The organism is Actinomycetota bacterium (assembly GCA_005774595.1).
Classification (GTDB): Bacteria; Actinomycetota; Coriobacteriia; order Anaerosomatales; family D1FN1-002; genus D1FN1-002.
In genome coordinates, this window is sequence record VAUM01000376.1 from 1 (window position 1) to 1,657 (window position 1,657).

The following is a 1,657-nucleotide window of genomic DNA, read 5'->3' on the forward strand; positions in this document are numbered from 1 at the left end:
CGAAGCGCCTCGCCTCGGTCAGGGCCCGCTCGGCGGCGGTCGCCGCCTCGGGACGGTCGCTGACCGAGGCGGCGAGGTTCTCGAAGGCTTGCACGAGCGCGGACACGCTGGCATCGTCATGCGCATCGAGCAGGACAAGCGCCTCGGCGGCGCGGTCGGCCAAGTGCGCGGCATCGTCGCGGGACATCTGTCGGCTGACTCCCCCTACGCTCGGGCGCCCAAGGCGCCGTGTCGGACCTTCACGAGGAGTGTCGGGCCGGCGCGCAGCGCTGCGCATCGGGACGAGGCGCGAACGCGGTAAGGCTTTCCCTTACCCGCGGGTCAGCGACTACGGAAGCGACGGACGGAGCGTGCGGACCGCTGGTCAGTCGTCGAGCGACGCGAGCCCCTCACGGACCGCGTACTTGACCAGCCCGGCGACGTTGTAGATGCCGAGCTTCTCCATGATCTGCCTGCGGTGGGTCTCCACGGTCTTCACGCTCAGGTGCAGGCTGCTCGCGACCTCCTTGGTGGAGCTGCCCTCCGCGATGAGCTGGAGCACCTCGCGCTCCCGGGCTGACAGCGGCGCGGCCGGGCCGCTCGGGCCGCTGTCGAGGCCGCTCATGCGCCGCACCAGGTCGTCCACGACGACGCCCGCGATACATGCGGACAGGTAGGTGCGGCCCTCTTGGACGGTGCGGATCGCCGAGGCGAGCTCCTCGAACGCGCTGTCCTTGACGAGGTAGCCCTGCGCGCCGGCCGCGAGCATCGCCGACACGTATTGCCGGTCGGAATGCATCGACAGCGCGATGATCCGCACGTCGGGCGCATCGATCCCGAGGCGATGCGCGGCGTCGATGCCGTTCAGGTCGCGCATCCCGATGTCCATGACGACGACGTCCGGCTTGAGTTCGCACGCGAGGCTGACGCCCTCGCGCCCGTTGTCCGCCTCGCCGACGACCTCGATGTCGAGCTGCTTCGCCAGCAGGCTGCGCAGCCCGTCCCGGACGATCTTGTGGTCGTCGACCAGGAGCACTCTGATCGCCATGCGCGTCCCCTCGCGTGCGCGTGGTCATCGACACGAAGGGTAGCATCGGCCGCCCGGTCTGTCCCGCGCGCGACGTGCGCCGGCCGAGCAGGGCCTCTCAGGGATTCCCGCACGGACTTTCAGGCTTCTCCCGATGCCGCGCGCCGGGGGGCCGGCCGAACATGTCTGTGGAAGGTCCGGACCGTGTGTCCGGTGGCAGCACGAACGAGGAGGGCATCGTGAGCGTTCGAATCCTGCTGGTCGACGACGAGCCGTTCATCCTGACGGCGACGGCGAGCCTGCTGCGCGGCGCCGGGCACGAGGTCATCGCGTGTGAGCAGTGGACCGGGGTCGCATCGGCGGTCCACCGGGAGCACCCCGACGTCGTCCTACTCGACTACAACATGCCGGCGATCAAGGGCGACGAGCTCTGCCGCATCCTGAAGCGCAACTCGGTCAATCCCGACATGAAGGTGCTCATCTTCTCCTCGGAGCCTGAGCACGACCTCGTGGAGATCGTCAGCCGGAGCGGCGCCGACGGCTACATCCCGAAGAACATCGCGGGTCACATACTGCTGCAGCGCATCAACGCGTCCGTGAGCTGCACCGTCAACTGACACCCCTGCGTACGGCGCGGGGGAGGGGGAGCGC

General features: G+C 69.3%; 2 protein-coding genes. One reads left to right on the plus strand and one right to left on the minus strand.

Annotated elements, in window-relative coordinates; translation table 11 throughout:
- Positions 1–364 precede the first annotated feature (364 nt).
- Complete coding sequence (locus FDZ70_10240; GenBank protein ID TLM66852.1) at positions 365–1,027, minus strand: response regulator transcription factor; 663 nt, start codon at positions 1,025–1,027, stop codon at positions 365–367.
- Between the two features lie 161 nt (positions 1,028–1,188).
- On the opposite strand from FDZ70_10240, the gene FDZ70_10245 reads away from it, so the two are divergent.
- Positions 1,189–1,623 (plus strand): response regulator, encoded by a 435-nt coding sequence (locus FDZ70_10245; protein ID TLM66853.1) that lies wholly within the window; start codon positions 1,189–1,191, stop codon positions 1,621–1,623.
- Positions 1,624–1,657 lie beyond the last annotated feature (34 nt).

What these genes read in the sequence shown, in the direction of transcription:
- FDZ70_10240 (TLM66852.1), bottom strand. Translation starts at nt 1,027, where the DNA reads ATGGCGATCAGAGTGCTCCTGGTCGACGACCACAAGATCGTCCGGGAC.
- FDZ70_10245 (TLM66853.1), top strand. Translation starts at nt 1,189, where the DNA reads ATGTCTGTGGAAGGTCCGGACCGTGTGTCCGGTGGCAGCACGAACGAG.